General features: G+C 34.3%; 10 protein-coding genes. 9 read left to right on the plus strand and 1 reads right to left on the minus strand.

Annotation, left to right across the window (positions count from 1 at the left end):
- Positions 1-37 precede the first annotated feature (37 nt).
- On the plus strand, positions 38-901 hold the full coding sequence (locus C8C83_RS13250) for a rhomboid family intramembrane serine protease (RefSeq protein WP_121328974.1): 864 nt from the start codon (positions 38-40) through the stop codon (positions 899-901).
- A gap of 18 nt (positions 902-919) precedes the next feature.
- The gene (locus C8C83_RS13255) at positions 920-1966 is read left to right on the plus strand and encodes an endonuclease/exonuclease/phosphatase family protein (protein ID WP_165877238.1); all 1047 of its coding nucleotides are present in this window, start codon (positions 920-922) and stop codon (positions 1964-1966) included.
- 194 nt (positions 1967-2160) lie between these two features.
- Here C8C83_RS13255 and C8C83_RS13260 read toward each other — a convergent pair whose 3' ends face one another.
- Complete coding sequence (locus C8C83_RS13260; protein WP_121328975.1) at positions 2161-3006, minus strand: AraC family transcriptional regulator; 846 nt, start codon at positions 3004-3006, stop codon at positions 2161-2163.
- A 179-nt stretch (positions 3007-3185) separates the two neighbouring features.
- Here C8C83_RS13260 and C8C83_RS13265 point away from each other — a divergent pair, with 179 nt between their 5' ends.
- The 7 genes from C8C83_RS13265 (at position 3186) to C8C83_RS13295 (ending at position 17335) form a co-directional block, all read left to right on the plus strand.
- Positions 3186-4100, plus strand: coding sequence for a dihydrodipicolinate synthase family protein (locus C8C83_RS13265; RefSeq protein WP_121328976.1), 915 nt, complete (start codon positions 3186-3188; stop codon positions 4098-4100).
- A 19-nt stretch (positions 4101-4119) separates the two neighbouring features.
- On the plus strand, positions 4120-4332 hold the full coding sequence (locus C8C83_RS13270) for an FAD-dependent oxidoreductase (protein ID WP_233566067.1): 213 nt from the start codon (positions 4120-4122) through the stop codon (positions 4330-4332).
- 3 nt (positions 4333-4335) lie between these two features.
- Entirely contained in the window at positions 4336-5631 is a 1296-nt protein-coding gene (locus tag C8C83_RS13275) for an aminopeptidase P family protein (RefSeq protein WP_121328977.1), read from the plus strand.
- Between the two features lie 2 nt (positions 5632-5633).
- On the plus strand, positions 5634-7796 hold the full coding sequence (locus C8C83_RS13280) for a DPP IV N-terminal domain-containing protein (protein ID WP_121328978.1): 2163 nt from the start codon (positions 5634-5636) through the stop codon (positions 7794-7796).
- A 439-nt stretch (positions 7797-8235) separates the two neighbouring features.
- Complete coding sequence (locus C8C83_RS13285) at positions 8236-11442, plus strand: SusC/RagA family TonB-linked outer membrane protein (protein WP_121328979.1); 3207 nt, start codon at positions 8236-8238, stop codon at positions 11440-11442.
- Positions 11443-11453: 11 nt separating this feature from the next.
- Positions 11454-12911: a SusD/RagB family nutrient-binding outer membrane lipoprotein gene (locus C8C83_RS13290; protein ID WP_121328980.1), complete on the plus strand. Its 1458-nt coding sequence runs from the start codon at positions 11454-11456 to the stop codon at positions 12909-12911.
- A gap of 572 nt (positions 12912-13483) precedes the next feature.
- Positions 13484-17335, plus strand: a complete 3852-nt coding sequence (locus C8C83_RS13295; RefSeq protein WP_121328981.1) for a M43 family zinc metalloprotease — start codon at positions 13484-13486, stop codon at positions 17333-17335.
- Positions 17336-17489: the final 154 nt, after the last annotated feature.

Below are 17489 nucleotides of genomic sequence, written 5' to 3' on the forward strand. Positions count from 1 at the left end.
CTTTAATATAAAAAATAGAAACTAAAGAAAAGCTTTTATGAATATTCTCGACGATTTAAAACTACAATATAAATTAGGTGGAATTGCAATGCGTGTCATTTATTGGAACATTGCTTGTTTCTTGATTTCGTTAGTGTTTTTTTACCAATTTTCTATTGGTCAATTTGCTTTCCCAAGTTGGTTGGCATTGTCGTCAGATCCTCAAGCTTTTTTGTTTAGACCCTGGACATTTTTAACGTATGCATTCTTTCATGACGGATTCTTGCATTTGTTGTTTAATATGATGGTTTTAAACTTTGCCAGCAATTTATTTTTGACATTTTTTACTCAAAAGCAATATTTAGGATTATACATTTTAAGTGCTATTTTCTCCGGAGTTATTTTTGCCTTGAGTTTTTATTTTTCTAATATATATGGTTCTATTGTTGGTGCTTCTGCCGCTATTATGGCAATTTTGGTTGCAACAACAACATATCAGCCCTTAATGAATGTGCGTTTAATGTTTTTTGGAAACGTTAAACTCTGGCATATTACGGCTGTAATTTTAGTTTTAGATTTAATGCAGTTTCGTTTAGACAATACCGGCGGACATATTTCGCATTTAGCCGGAGCAATTTTTGGATTTATTTACATTAAGTTGCTTCAAAACGGAACAGATTTGAGTATTATTATTTCCAAAACTCTTGATTTCTTTACAAATCTATTTAGAAAATCCCCATCGACCCCATTCACAAAAGTTCATAAAAATTACAAAAAACCTACAGAAAAAGTGACGTCCCGAATTGTTACGAAAGACAAAACGCAGCAACAAATTGACGAAATTTTAGATAAGATTAGCCAGTCCGGTTATGATTGTCTCACAAAAGAAGAAAAAGAGTTTTTATTTAAAGCTGGAAAATAATCCTTTTAGCAAACAAATATGAAAAACCTTTCATGGTTTAATAAAATAATGTTCTTTTTGAATATAGTTCTGACTGTACTAACATTTAGTATCTATATTTTACCCTTTTTAGCACCTAAAAGTTTTCCGCTTTTATCGGTGCTAACCTTGTTTATGCCCGCTTTTTTTGTCCTTAACGGATTGTTCTTTGTTTACTGGGCAATTCAGTTTAAAAAGCGACTTATTTTGTCTGGTTTAGTCTTGTTAACCGGAATTACCTTTATCAGTAAATTTTATAAATTTTCGACGAAAGAATATGTACCTGATGAAAAAGATTTTTCTATAATGAGTTACAATGTTCGTCTTTTTAATGTTTTTAAATGGTTGGATCGTGATGATATTCCATCAAATATTAAAACTTTTATTGACGAAAAAGATCCGGATATTCTGTGTATTCAGGAATATTCGAATTCGGCTCATATTGATTTAAAAGTATATCCGCATCGTTATATTTTTATTGAAGGAAATAAGATCAAAACCGGTCAGGCAATTTTCTCCAAGTTTCCAATTTTGTATGAAGGAAATATTATTTTTCCAAATTCAGATAACAATGTAATTTATGCTGACATAAAACGCGGAAAAGATGTTATCAGGGTTTATAATATGCACTTGCAGTCGATTAAGATTTCTCCCGATGTTAGCGATATTTCAAATAATATAGACAATGTAAATCAGGAAAAATCACAATTGATTTATACCAGAATCAGTAAAGGTTTTAGACAGCAGCAAGAACAAGCTCAAATATTTAAGGAGAATATCAAACAATGCAAAACCCCGATTATTATTTGTGGAGATATGAATAATAGTCCGTTTTCGTATGTATATCGAAGTATAAAAGGGAAACTAAAAGATGCTTTTGAAGAAGCTGGAGAAGGTTTTGGAGCGACTTATAAATTTCGTTATTACCCCGCCCGAATTGATTATATTTTTACAGATCCTAAAATGAAAGTCAAGCAATTCGAGAGTTTTTCTGATTTCGAAAACTCAGATCATTATCCAATTATGACGAGACTTTCTATAGAATAGTTTTTTAATTGGAGCGATTTTTTTTAACCGCAAAGATGCAAAGGTTTACGCAAAGTTCGCAAAGCTATTTTTGTTTTAATCTCGCAAAGTCGCGAAGTCGCAAAGAAAATTAAACTTTGCGACTTCGCGACTTTGCGAGAAATATACTAGCGCCCCTTGCGTAAACCCTTGCGAACTTTGCGGTTAAATCCAAATCACAAATTTAATTTTCGATATTGTAAAGGAGAAGTTTGTTTTAACTCTTTGAATTTTCTGTTGAAATTTGAGATGTTATTAAAGCCACATAATTCGGCAATTTCTAAAACAGAAAGTTCACTGTTATTTGCTAATAGCTTTGAAGCGTGCTCAATTCTCACTTCTATTAAAAACTGGAAAAAAGACTTGTTCGTCCGGACTTTAAAATACCGGCAAAAGGCATTTTTGGTCATATTGGCAATCGAGGCAATTTCGTCTAAATTTATATTTTTACTAAAGTTAGTCATTACATGTTCGAAGACGGTCTGCATACGTTTACCTTCATTATCCGTAATTTTTTTATCATATAAGTGATTCGATAATTGCTCTTTATTGTTGTTTGAAAGCCATTTTAAAATTTCCAAAAACAAAATAAAACGTTGGTAATTGTCGGCTTTATTTAGCTTTTTAAAAGACTTGGTAATTTTCTTTGGAGCATTGTGAATGATGAAGCCGTTTCTGCTGCTTTCTAAAAAAGGATGAATGTTTTTGAAGGTATTTAGATTGAAAAAATCCTTTCCAAATGAGTTGGTTGTAAAAAATAAGGTAAGCATTATTGAAGATTCATTTTCGTGCACTTCACTTCTAAAAACATGAGGTAAGTTGCTGCCAATCACTAATATGTCGCCTTGGTTATAGTGCGAAATAGTATCTCCGGCAAAAACGGCACCTTCGCCTTTTTCGATAAAACTAATTTGAATTTCTTCATGTTGGTGAAGTTTATCATAGAAAACAATTTCTCTATCTTCTTGATATATAAGCGGATCTTCTCCCGATTTAGGGATTTTAAATGGAAAAACTTTCATGGTTGGTTGGTTAGATAGTTATATCAAATATATTTTATTTCGATAAAAAATAGCAATATATTAGTTGGTTTTTTGCTTAAGTGCCTTATATAGGGTAATATAGTATTGTTTTGAGATAATTTTTACGCCTCTTGCTTTGTTCAATATAAATAATTTTGGTCCTAATTAAAATCGATATTATGAGTATTCAATGGAAAGGCGTTATGCCGGCGGTAACCACAAAATTTACTGCAGATGATAAATTAGACTTCAGAATGTTTGAAGTAAACTTAAAAGCGCAACTAGACGCAGGTGTTGAAGGAATCATACTTGGTGGAACTTTAGGAGAAGCAAGTACACTTCTGGAAGAGGAGAAAAGAGAGTTGGTAAAAGGTACTGTGAGCATGGTTAACAATCAGGTTCCTGTAATCATGAATATTGCTGAACAAACAACTCGCGGAGCAATTTTGGCAGCTAATATTGCAGAGCAAGATGGAGCAAAAGGATTGATGATGTTGCCTCCAATGCGTTACAAAGCTTCTGATTTTGAAACTGTAACGTTTTTCTCAGAAGTGGCTAAAAACACTTCACTTCCAATAATGGTTTACAATAATCCAGTTGATTATAAAATTGAAGTTACACTAGATATGTTCGAAGAAATCCTGAAATTCGATAATATTCAGGCGGTAAAAGAATCGACAAGAGATATTTCTAATGTAACAAGAATGATCAACCGTTTTGGAGATCGTCTAAAAATATTATCAGGAGTCGATACATTGGCTTTAGAAAGTTTATTGATGGGATCTCACGGATGGGTTTCTGGTTTGGTAGATGCTTTCCCGAGAGAAACTGTAGCGATTTACAAGTTGGCAAAAGCTGGCCGAATTGACGAAGCGCTAAAAATATACAGATGGTTTTTGCCTTTGTTAGAATTAGATATCAATTCTTTTTTAGTTCAGAATATCAAGCTTGCAGAAGTCGCAACAGGAATTGGAACAGAAAATGTTCGTGCGCCAAGATTGCCGCTTCGTGGAGCTGAGAGAGAACAAGTTTTAGGAATTATTACCAAAGCATTGGAATCAAGACCGGAATTACCGGATTATAAAAATTTATAATCAAGGATAGTACATTGATGTGTCCGAAGAGCAAGAAACCTGGTTTGGTTTCAGACCTTGTAAACCTTCTGGTTTGCCAATTATTTCGCGAGCAGAAAAAGTTGTAAATTTGACTTTCGCAACCGGACACGCCATGATGGGTTTAAGTCTTGCGCCGGCAACAGTAAAAGTTATTACTGAGATTATTTCTGGTAAAACGAATTCTGTTGCTACTAAAATGTTTCAATTATAAAAGATGAGATACGATTCAATTCCAGTTTCTTTGTTTGAGAATAACCGAAAAAGGTTTATCGAAAAGATGCAAAATAATAGTTTGGCAATCCTAACTTCAAATGATGTAATGCCTAATAATGCTGATGATGTAATGGGTTTTGCACAAAATAATGATTTGTTTTATTTGTCAGGAATTGAGCAAGACGAAACTATTTTGGTACTTTATCCAGATGCTTTTAAAGAAGAAAATCGCACTATTTTATTTGTAAAAGAAGTTACTGAAATGACTTTGATTTGGGATGGCGATTTTTTGACCAAAGAAAAAGTTTCGACTATTTCAGGAATTAAAAATGTAAAATGGATTCATGAATTCGAAAAGACAATTCAGCTTTTTGCTTTTGAAGCAGATACAATCTATTTAGGACATAATGAGCACATTAAAAGAATAACTTCGGAAATGAATACGCGTCAGGATCGAATGATTCAATGGTGTAAACAAAAATATCCGTTGCATCAATACGAGCGTGTTGCCAAAATTACAAGAGAACTGCGACCAGTAAAATCTGTTGAAGAAATTGACTTGATGAAAAAAGCAGTTTCTATAAGTGTAAAAGGGTTTAAAGGACTTTTGAAAGCTGTAAAACCTGAGGTGAAAGAATACGAACTAGAAGCAGAATTAGCGTATCAATATATTAAGAATGGAGGAAATCGCCATGCATTCAAACCAATTATAGCTTCGGGTAAAAATGCCTGCGCGCTTCATTATAATACCAATGATTCTGTTTGTAAGGACGGCGAAATGGTTTTGGTCGATTTTGGTGTTTGTTATGCTAATTATAATTCAGATATTACGCGTTGTGTTCCGGTAAACGGAAAATTTTCAGCACGTCAGAAAGAAATTTACGAATCGGTTTTGTATTGTTTAAAAGAAGGATCAAAATTTTTGAAACCGGGAGTTTTGTCGAAAGATTACGAATTGCAAATGGCAAGTCTGATCGAAGCGGAATTGGTTAAGTTGAAATTAATTACGTTGGAAGAGATCGCTTCTCAAAATCCTCAAAATCCGGCTTACAAAAAATATTTCATGCACGGAACAGCTCATTTTTTAGGGCTTGATGTTCATGATGTTGGTTTGTATTCAAAGCCTTTCGAAAAGGGAATGGTCTTAACCTGTGAACCCGGAATTTATATTCGCGAAGAAGGAATTGGCTGCCGATTAGAAAATGATTACTTACTGACAGAAGACGGAAATATCAATTTATCTGAAGAAATACCAATCGAAATTACAGAAATAGAACAGCTAATTAACACCAAATAAACATGATTAAAAAACAATTTTTATTACTACTTTTTATTTGCTCAGGAATCTTTGCTCAAACTGGCATTGATATTAATGAGTTAAAATGGTTGCCCAATTCACATTCTTTTTGGGTGAATTCTAATCATAATGTTTTAGTTTATGATGTTGATAAATTAAATCAAAGTACTACAGTTTTAACAGATCAACAATTAAAAAGTGCAGGTTTCAAAGGAGAAGTTGAAGATTTGGTTTGGAATCAGAATAAGACAAAAGTTCTGGTTTATACCAATTCAAAGATGGTATGGAGAGCTAAAACCAAAGGTGATTATTGGTTTTTTGATTTAGCAACCGGAAAAGGAAGAAAACTGGGAGGGAATTTAGAAGAATCCTCTTTGATGTTTGCTAAATTTTCAAATGATAACGAAAATGTTGCTTATGTTTCTAAGCATAATATTTATTTGGAGAATCTGGCTTCGGGCAAAATTACTCCTTTAACAACAGATGGAACAGATAAGGTAATCAACGGAACTTTTGACTGGGTTTATGAAGAAGAACTTGCTGCTCGCGATGGATTTCGTTGGAGTCCTGATGGAAAAAGTATTGCTTTTTGGCGTGTTGATGCTACAGAGACAAAATTCCATTTGATGATTAATAATACTGATGCTTTATATCCATTTGTAGTTCCTGTAGAATATCCAAAAGCGGGAGAAAAACCTTCTTCTGTAAAAATTGGTGTTATCGATATTGCTTCTTTGAAGACAAATTGGCTGGATATTCCAGGTGAACCAGATAATAATTATTTGGTTCGTATGGAATGGGCTGCTAAAGATGCCGTAATGGTGGTTCAGTTGAATAGATATCAAAATCAGGCTTCGATCTATAATTGTAACTCACAAACTGGAAAAGCAAATTTAATATATCAGGAAAAGTCACCGGAATGGATTGATGTTTTTGATATTTCTTCTGGGATTTACGATGGGTTTCCGTGTCAGTTTGTAGACGATGGAAAAGCTTTTTTATGGAGTTCTGATGCTGATGGCTGGATGCATGTTTATAAAATAAGCAGCGACGGAAAGAAGAAAGAGTTAGTTACAAAAGGAAATTATGATGCGTATTATAAGGCTTATAATGATAAGACAAAATCTATTTATTACATCTCAAGTCCTAAAGATGCAACGCAAAGATATTTGTACGAAACGAATTTAAAATCGGGGAAAACCCAAAGAGTTACTCCTGAAATATTTGAAGGAACTAATGAATATCAATTTTCGACTGATGGATCGTATGCAAAACACACGAATATGAATATCAATCGAAATATAAATACCCGTTTAGTTTCGTTATCCGATCATAAAAAAATATTGCCAAAAGAAGCTGATGTTTTTGTAAAACCAAACCGTAATTTTTCTTTGGAAAAGTTTAAAGTAACAACGGTTGATGGCGTTGAAATGGACGGAATTATGGCAAAACCTTTAGATTTTGATCCAGCAAAAAAATACCCATTGTTTTTTTATGTTTATGGTGAACCAATGGCTTGCGTTGCAAATGATATGCCTTATTTGAATGAATTTATTGATTTACTTATTCCGGAAGGATATATAGGAATTGCAATGGATAATAGAGGAACTCCATCTTTGAAAGGAACAAAATGGAGAAAGTCTATTTATAAAAACATGGGAATTATAAATACTCGTGATCAGGCGATGGCTGCAAAAGAAATTCTAAAATGGAATTTTATTGATGCTGACAGAGTTGCTGTTCATGGTTGGAGCGGTGGTGGAGCTGTGACGTTGAATTTAATGTTTCAATATCCTGATATTTACAAAACGGGTGTAGCTATTTCGGCAGTTACAGATCAGCATTTTTATGATAATATCTACACAGAACGTTATATGGGATTACCAAGCGAAAACGAAGCGAATTATATTAAGGCTTCGCCGGTAACATACGCTAAGAATTTAAAAGGAAATTTACTTTACATTCATGGAACTGGTGATGACAATGTACATTACAAAAATGCAGAAGTTTTGATTAATGAATTTATAAAATATGATAGAATGTTTAATTTAATGATTTATCCAAATCGTTCACATTCTATCTATGAAGGCGAAGGAACTACACAGCATTTAGTAGATACTTTTGTAAAATTTATATATGAGAAATCTCCTCCGGGAGCAAAATAAAATTCACGAATTAGATTAAAAAGGGGAGAGTTTCTGTAAAAAGAAGTTGTCCCTTTTTTGTTTTGAGATAAATTCAACCGCACAGTTCGCTAAGATTTAATTTTACTTTATACATAGAAAACGCAAAGTTCTCAAATACAGATCAATACAATCCCGATAGCTATCGGGATTGCGGACTTTGCGCTTTTATAAAAGCTACGATTGTCTAAATGTCTTTGCGTGCTTTGCGGTTAAAATAATTGGTGCAAACAATATATTTTATATCTCTCCACCGATCATTTAAAGTTGTAAAAAGATTGATTTTTAAAGGTAGGATAATATGTGTAAAAATAACAATTATTCAATTAAGGATAATATAATAGGCTTTTATGGTAATATATTGCCATTAAAATTGTCAAAAAAGCAAAACATTTGCCCCTACTAATTATAAAACCATTTTATGAAATTTAAGTTTTTTCAAAGAAAAACGGTGGTACTTTTTTTTGTACTGCTAGCGCAATTTGCGTTCGCACAAGAGCGGGTTGTGTCAGGAATTGTTTCAGATAATGCAGGAATGCCTTTGCCGGGCGCGAGTGTATTGATTAGAGGAACAAAAACGGGAACTCAAACAGATTTTGACGGAAAATATTCGCTTAAAGCAAGTTCAAATTCTGTATTGATCTTTAATTATATCGGAATGAAAACTCAGGAAATAATGGCTGCAAATACTACTGTAAATGTAGTTATGGCTGGAGGTTCAGAGCAACTTCAGGAAATTGTTGTAACGGCCTTGGGTGTTAAAAGAGAAAAGAAATCTCTGGGATATGCCACTCAGGAAATTAAAGGCGAAGATTTGACAAAAGTAAATACTGGTAACGTAGCCAATTCAATTTCCGGGAAAATTGCCGGCGTACAAATCAGACGTAATAATAATATTGGAGGTTCTACCAATGTAATTATTCGTGGTACAACTTCATTAACAGGTAATAATCAGGCATTATGGATTGTAGATGGTATTCCGTTAAACAATGACAATACTAATAGTGAAGATCAAAAAAGCGGTGGTAATGTTGGTGGATATGATTACGGAAATGCTGCTGCAGATATCAATCCTGATGATATTGAAACAATGAACGTTTTAAAAGGTTCTGCGGCTTCAGCTTTATACGGTTCAAGAGCTTCAAACGGAGTTATTTTGGTTACGCTTAAAAAAGGAAGTAAATCTAAAGGTGGTTTGGGAGTAACTTTTAGCTCTGGGATTACTATTGGTGTAGTCGATAAAAAGACATTACCGGAATATCAAAATCAATATGGCGGGGGTTATGGAGATTTTTATGGTACTGTAAATTTAGGCAGTGGTGTGCATCCTTATGCGGCAACTGATGATGCTTCCTGGGGACCAAAATTTGATCCTAATTTATTAGTTTACAATTGGAAATCATTTTATCCTCAGTTGCCAGGTTATGGAAAAGCAACACCTTGGACAGCGGTACAGGAAAACCCAAATAGTTTTTATCAAAAGAGTGTGACGTATGTAAATAATGTTGCAGTTGCAGGATCTAATGAAAATGGTGATTTCAGATTTGGATATACAAATTATAATATGGATCAGGGAATTTTGCCTAATAGCGATAATCGCAAGGATAATTTTAATTTATCTGCAAGTTATAATTTAAAGCCTAAAACTAAAATTTCGGCTTCAGCCAATTACTTAAAGGCGAATGCGAAAGGAATGAATGAAACTGGTTATGGTGATGGAGGAAACAATTATTTGAGCAGTATTAGACAATGGTATTCAACGAGTGTAGATTTTAAAGATTTAAGGGATGCTTATAATTTAACAGGACAAAATACAACCTGGAATGTGGCTGGTCCTAATGATTTGGCAGTTCAGTTTCATGATAATCCATACTTTCAGAGATATAATAATTACAACAGTCTGGCTCGTGATCGTTTCTTTGGAAACGTTAATTTAACTACACAAGTAAACGACTGGTTTGATATTACTGGTAAAGGAGCTGTAGATTATTATCACCAATTACAAGAAGAGCGCATTGCTGTAGGTTCAAAAAGAACTCCAAACGGACTTGGACAATATTCAAGATACGATAAAGATTTTAGAGAGATCAATTTTGATTTGATCCTAAATTTTAAAACTGGTATCACCGAAGGTATAAAATTCAATGGAATGGTTGGGGCAAATTCAAGACGATCTGTTAGTAATTCAATATACGCCAGAACAAATGGAGGTTTGGTAGTGCCGGGAATGTATGCTTTGAATAATTCTATTGACAAAATAAACAGTCCTGACGAACGTGAGATTACACTTGGAACAAATAGTGTTTATGCTAATGCAAGTTTTAATTTCTTAGATACTTATTTCTTAGAGGGAACTTATCGCGTGGATGAATCTTCGACGTTGCCAAAAGATAATAATGTTTATTCATACCCTTCTATTACCGGGACTTATATTTTTAGTAATCATATTAAAACGGATTGGTTGTCTTTTGGAAAATTACGTCTGAATTATGCTGAAACAGGAAATGATGCTCCTTTTGCTGTAACTACTGCAACTTATCCTAAAAGTGACAATTTTGGTGATGGCGGAATTCGTTTTTCTACAGAAAACGATAAAAGTAATGCCAACTTAAAAAGTGAGTTGACAAAAGGTGTTGAAGCGGGTATTGAACTTAAATTGTTTAAAAACAGATTAGGTTTTGATTTTTCGTACTATAAAACAAATACGACAAACCAAATTCTTTCTATTGAAACTCCGTCGCAAACAGGATATACAAGAGCGTGGATAAATGCCGGAGATGTTCAGAATAAAGGATTTGAAGTAACGATGAATGTAATTCCGGTAAAAACTGCAAATTTCTCATGGGAAGTAAAAGTAAACTGGTCTACAAATAAAAATGAAGTGATTTCGTTAGGAGAGGCAAACAGAATTTCGTTAGGGTCTTTTCAGGGTGTAGGTTATGTTGCTGAAGTAGGAAAACCAGTTGGACAACTTATTGGTTCCGGATTTACATATTTAAACGGGCAAAAAGTAATTCGTGCAAACGGAAGATATTTACAAACTGCCGGAGCTACTATTGGAGATGTAAACCCAGATTGGATTGGTGGTGTAAATAACGTTTTGACGTATAAAAACTTCACATTTAATTTCTTAATTGATGTTAAAAAAGGCGGAGATGTTTATTCATTAGATCAGCGTTTTGGACATACTACGGGAATTTATGAAAGTACAGTAACAAATAATCATTTAGGACATCCGCAGAGAGATCCTGTTGCAAGCGGAGGAGGAATTTTATTGCCTGGCGTGAAAGAAGACGGAACTCCAAATGATAAAATTGTAAGTGTAGAAGGTGCCAATGGATATTCTTTTTATAACTCAATGCCAGAACAGCAATATGTTTATGATGCTTCTTATGTAAAGTTACGTGAGGTAGGATTAAGCTACAGATTACCTTCTAAGTTTCTTGCAAAGACTTTTATGAGCAGTATAATTTTTGCTTTTAATGGATCTAATTTATGGATCATAAGTAAAAATTTACCTTATGCAGATCCGGAAGCAGGAATGTCTTCAGGAAATCTTCAGGGTTTTCAAACAGGAGTATTACCTACATCAAAGGAGTATAACTTTAATATGAAAGTTCAATTCTAAAAACAAACAAAATGAAAATAGTAAAAACAATATTTTTTGCAGGAGCCATTTTACTTTCAGTTGCTTCGTGTGATAATTTAGATGATTTAAATCAAAATAAAAAAGCATATACAAGTGTTTTGCCTTCTAGTTTAATGGCAAGCGCACAGGTTGCATATGCTTATTTCCTGACGAATGCTTCTGTAAATGATAATAATTTTAGAGGATACGCGCAATATTGGACCAGTACAACTTACACAGATGAGGTAAATTATAATCAGGAAAGAAGAAATTTAGGAAATTCTCATTCGGTTCTATTGTACAGAGATGTTCTGCAGGATTTGACAAATGCCCAAAAACAAATTAGGAATAGAGAGGCACTTGGAACAATTGAAAAAGAGATCAAGAAAAATGATATCGCAATTCTTGACGTTCAAATTATAATAGTGTATCAAACTCTTGTTGATTTATTTGGTAATGTTCCTTATACAGAAGCTTTAGATATTGTAGGACATCCACGCCCTAAGTATGATGATGCAAAAAGCATTTATTTGGATTTGGCAGCCCGTTTAGATGTTGCCATTGCAGATTTAAGCGGAGGCACAAGCAGTTTGGGTGGTGGAGATTTAATATTTCGCGGTAATGTTGGTCAATGGAAATTATTGGCGAATAGTGTAAAGTTAAAATTAGGTTTACATCTTGCAGACATAGAATCGGCAAAAGCCAAAGAAATGGTTGAAAGTGCGTATAATTCAGGATTGATGACAAATAAAAATGAATCGGCGTTGTTTAAGTATTACGCAACAGTAATTGATATGAATCCTTTGTATAATACTTTGGTAAATGAAAGCCAAACGGTACCAACAGAGTTTTTTGTTAATGAATTGAATGCAAAAGATGATCCAAGGCGAGATGTTTATTTTAATCCGGAATCTAAAATAGGAGGCGTTTATAAAGGAGCTCCTTATGCTAAGCAAGTGAGTTATGGTAATTTCTCGAATGTAGGACCAAAGTTAAAGGAGAAAACAAATCCGGGAGTTATTTTTGATTATACAGAAACATGCTTCTTGTTGGCAGATGCAGCAAATAGAGGGTTTTCTGTAGGAGGAACGGCAGAAGATTATTATAAAAAAGGAATTTTGGCAAGCATGAATTTCTGGGGAATTGGAAGTAGTGATGCGCAAACTTATCTTGATAGAACTGATGTAGCTTTTACAACAGCAGCAGGAACGGCTAAGCAAAAAATTGCCTACCAACTTTGGATTGCTTATTACAATAGAGGATTTGAAGCTTGGACCGAATATAGAAGATTAGATTACCCAATTTTGCAAGCGCCTTCAACTGCGGTTGATGCTGCCGAAGGGAAAGTTCCGGTTCGTAATATTTATTCACTTTTTGATAAAACGTTGAATAAAAACAATTATGAAGCTGCTGCTACTGCTATTGGAGGAGATCGAATGACAACAAAAATATTTTGGGACAAATTTTAATTTGAGTTAGTTTATGTTTTTGAAACCGGGAGATCTTTAATTAGATTTTTCGGTTTTTTTTAAAATGAAATAACAGAAGTTTTACCGCAAAAGTCGCTAAGGGGCTATTTTACTTTACTTATAGGAAACACAAAGTCCGCAAAGCTTGATCTACACAATCCCGATAGCTATCGGGATTGCGGACTTTATGTTTTTACAAAACCATATTTAAAAGAAGCTTAGTGAGCTTTGTGGTTATATAAAGTCAGTTTTAAAATTAACTGGACAAAACATAGTACGACGCTAAGGTTTACGCAAGGTTCGCAAAGTTTTTAATAAAAAGCTTTGCGAACCTTGCGTTTTGTTTCATTGCGAACTTTACAGTTAAACTAGTAAATCCATAGCGTTTGTATTTGTTTGGTAAAATGCTATTTTTTGTATTAGATTGATATTTTATTATGGATATTTTTTTAAAGTATGTTTTTTTAGGGTTAAAAAGATGTTAATTATGTATTATTTTTAATTAAGATAGTATCAGTAAAATAGTACATATGTAGGTAATTTTGGTGGTAACAATTTAACCTAAAACTATTATGAAAATAAAATTACTAATGTTATTACTGGTTTTCTCGGCAGGGAAAATTAGTGCGCAAGGACTTCCTTGCCGGACGACGGAAGAAAACGCTAAAGTGTATCGGGCGAACCCAAATTCACTTCAGGAGAAAAAAGATTTTGACAATTTTACAAAGAATTTTACGCTTCAGCGAAAAAGTAAAACTTCAAAAACAGCAGCAGTTACCTATACAATTCCAGTAGTTTTTCATATTTACGGAGACGTGCAAAGTGGTAAAACAATTACTTATGAAAAGATCGTAAATCATTTGGCGCAATTAAATGATGACTTTAACGGAAGAAACGCAGATTTTCAAACCGTTGAACCTTTTTTTCAGGCAAGAAGAGGAACAATAAACATCGAATTTAAACTTGCCAAAAAAGACCCAAATGGCGGTTGTACAACCGGTGTAGTTTTTCATACCGCAAAAAATGGTTACGGAAACGGCGGTGGCTACGATGATCAGATTGCCGCAGATGCCTGGGATAATAAAAAATACATGAACGTTTATATTCAGAATGATTTGTATAATGACGGTGCTTTAAATAATTCAGGAGTTGCATGGTATCCGGATTCTGGCATGACAGCAAGCAATACAGCGCGTGTGGTTTTTAACGGAGCTTATCTTTATGATAACTCCTATAGCAAAGAATTTTCGGCAACCTTAACACATGAGTTTGGTCACTTTCTAAATTTAATTCACACTTTTGAAGGAGGTTGTACCGGAACTGATGAAGTTGTAGATACACCTCCAGAAGATGGTTTACATACTTTGGCTTGTACGCCTGGAACAAACTGTAGCGGAGACAAAGTAAATTTCGAAAATTACATGGGATATAATGGCGCACAAGGCTGTTATAAAATGTATACGCAAGGGCAAATCGACAGAATGTTGGCGGCATTGCAACATCCTGCAAGAATCACACTTTGGCAACCTCAAAATTTAATAGACACAGGTGTAAATTCAACAGAAAGTAGTTTAGTTGCCAGTGTAACCACATTAAAAGAGACAGTTGTAAACGATGGAGCTTTTAATACGTCATCAGTAGTGACGTTAAGTGCTGGTAAAACATTTGCTTTAAGCTCAGGAACAATGACAGCTGGAACACATTTTACTCACACTTTTCCAGCAGGAATAACTCCGGTAGTTACAGTAAATTCAAACGGACAATTAACAGTAACGCTAATAGGAAAAGCTGTTAATCACGCCGCAGCACAAAATACAACAGCTGGAATTACATTTTTACCCGCTGCTTTTACCGGAGGAACAACAGGTTTATCTTGTACATCTTTATTTTTCAATTTGAAATTTACAGATCCGTATGGGATATTTTTTGTTGATATGCCTAACATAACTATTTCTTCTGGTTTAACATGGAAAGCATTCGATATTGCAAAAGGAGATGATACTTCTTTCGGAGCTTGGCGTTATGTTGCCAATGCATTAAAAATTGAAACTTATGGTAAGAGATTAGCATGCGAAACAGGAACCAGAAATATTTCGCTATTAGCACAAAATGTAGCTGTTGGTCCGGCAAGTAATATGACAGCGCCGGGAGTATATCCGAATCAGTTAGATTTAAGGACCCCAACTTATACTACTTGGGAAGGGAAATCCGGATATGTAGGTTTTGAATACCAAATAGAAGGACAAACTTGTTATGGTTGGTTCAAAGTTGATGTTGCAGCGGGTGGAGATGCTTTTACCGTTTCGGAATATGCTTATAACACGCAGCCAAATGCACCAATTTATACCGGAATGTCTAATAAAACTGCGGTAACATTATCTGATAGTGTTTTGTATGAGGCAGAGGCAAATGATGGAGGTGTTACAAGTACCAGTACGATTACATTGTCAACTAACAACGGAACATTTACGAAAAGTACAGGAACCTTTACAGCAGGAACTGATTATACGGTAACTGGAGTTCCTTCGGGATTAACAGCTGTATTAACGCTTCAGGCGAATAATAAAGTTGCGGTATCTTTTACAGGAAAAGCAACTGCACATCTTCCGGCAAATGATGCTTCTGTGGTTATTACTTTGAAAGATGCTGCTGTAACAGGAGGAGTTTCAACTCTTGATAGTGCGACAAAAACAATCAATTTAAAATTTGATTCGCCTTACGGAGTTTTCTATGTTAACAATCCTGATTATGTTGCTTCGGCGGCACAAACATGGCAGTATTTTAATTTAGCACTTGGCGATAATACAGAATATGGAGCTTGGCAATTTGCAGCTGCGGCTTTAAAAATCGAAACTTATGGTAAAAGATTAGTTTGCCAAACCGGAACAAGAAATATTACCTTAATTAATCAGGGAACTTCAATTGGTGCATCAAGTAGTTTTGTGGCTCCTGGAGCGGCATATCCGGATCAGTTGGATTTGAGAACGGCAACTTACACATCTTGGGATAATCAAACAGGATATGTTGGTTTTGAATATACAAGCAGAGGGCGTATTTGTTACGGTTGGATGCATATTAAAGTAGAAGTCGGAGGAGTTGGTTACGCTGTTTTGGATTATGCTTATAACACAAAACCGAACGAATCAATTTTAGCAGGAACTCAAACTCCTGTAACAGTTTTGGCGCCAACAAGTTTAACAGCGACTGCTAATAATGCTAATTTGGAAGTACAATTGACATGGGTTAATAATGCGACAAATGCTACAAACATTGCCATTGAAAGAGCAGGAACTGATAATGTTTTTGCCGAAATAACAACATTGCCAAGTACAGCGTTAACGTATACAAATACAGGATTAACAGCTGGAAATACTTATAAATACAGAGTTCGTGCAAAAGCAAATACTATTTATTCGGGGTATTCTAATGAAGTTTCTGCAACAATAACAGCCAATTCGGCTTATTGTACTACTCAGGCAGACAATAAATATGAATATATTAACGCTGTAACTATCGGAAGCTTTAATAATGCTTCGGGTAAAAATACAGGAGGTTACGCTGATTATACTTCTAAAACAATTACAGTATCGCCAAGTGCTCCTACAAACGTAAGTTTAACAGCTGGTTTCTCCGGTGATGCTTATACAGAGTTTTGGGGAATCTGGATCGATTATAATAAAAACAATATTTTTGAAGCTTCAGAAAAAGTGATTGACGGAATTTCGTCGAACGGAACTGCAACCGGAAGTTTTACTGCTGCTGCATTTACAGGATCAACAAGAATGCGTATAGTGATGAAATACTATTCAAATCCTTCTGCTTGCGGTAATATTGCTGACGGAGAAGTAGAAGATTATACGGTAGTTTCAGGAACAGTGACAAATCCAAATCCAACTACATTGGCTACGCCTGTTGCAGGTAATTCAGGAGTTTATTCATCAGGATTTTATAGTTCATGGACTACAGTTACGAATGCTACGAGTTATGAAGTGCAATTAAATAATGCAACTACAGGTTGGACAACATTTGGAACTTCGACAACTTATTATTTATGGATTCCAAAACAAGGAACGCAAACTGTTTATCAATTTAGAGTAAGAGCAAAAAATGCTACAGAATTCAGTGATTGGAGCAATCCATTGACAATTGATTTACAAAGCGGAAGTGCAGGACCAGATCAAATCGATTTTACCAAGTCATTTGCGATGTATCCTAATCCGGCTTCAGATGTTGTTAATTTTAGTTTCAAAAACCTAAATATAGCAACTACTAAAATAACGATTTATGATAGTACAGGAAATTTGATAGATGTTTTACAAAACAATGTAACTTCTTATCCTGTAAATCATCTTAGAAAAGGAATTTACATTGTAATAGCAACAGACGGAGGTTTTACAGAAAACAAAAAATTATTAATTAAGTAATTATAAATTGGTTATAAGAAGAAAAGGGGAAACTATAAATAGTTTCCCCTTTTGTTTTACTTCTAATAAAGGTTATAATAAATATATAATTATGCTGATCAAGGGTTGAGATGTACCGTTAGGCACTAAATATTGGTAGAAAAACAAGGATCGC

Origin of the sequence: Flavobacterium sp. 90 (genome assembly GCF_004339525.1) — a bacterium.
In the GTDB taxonomy this organism is placed as follows: Bacteria; Bacteroidota; Bacteroidia; order Flavobacteriales; family Flavobacteriaceae; genus Flavobacterium.